We start from the raw sequence: 236 nt of genomic DNA, 5'->3' as shown, positions 1-236 counted from the left end.
GGAGACGACGGTCGAGGTGACGGTGCGGTGCTCGTCGATGAGCCACTGGAGGGCGTCGGTGATCTCCAGTTCGCCCCGCGCGGACGGTTCGATGGAGCGCACCGCGTCGTGCACGGCGGGCGTGAAGAGGTAGACCCCGACGAGCGCCAGGTCGCTGCGGGGGTGCGGGGGCTTCTCCTCCAGGCGGGCCACCCGGCCGTCGACGTCCAGCTCCGCCACCCCGAAGGCGCGCGGGT

At 73.3% G+C, this 236-nt stretch carries 1 protein-coding gene; it reads right to left on the bottom strand.

Translation table 11 applies throughout. The features are described 5' to 3' along the window. Positions 1–236, bottom strand: a 236-nt coding sequence (locus A4V12_RS23675; protein WP_267893229.1) for a sugar phosphate nucleotidyltransferase, incomplete at both ends; no start/stop codon positions are given.

It is taken from the genome of Streptomyces noursei (assembly GCF_001646665.1).
Taxonomy (GTDB): Bacteria; Actinomycetota; Actinomycetes; order Streptomycetales; family Streptomycetaceae; genus Streptomyces; species Streptomyces lavendulocolor.
The sequence above is the reverse complement of the archived record's forward strand: the minus strand, read 5'-3'. Positions and strand labels throughout refer to the sequence as shown.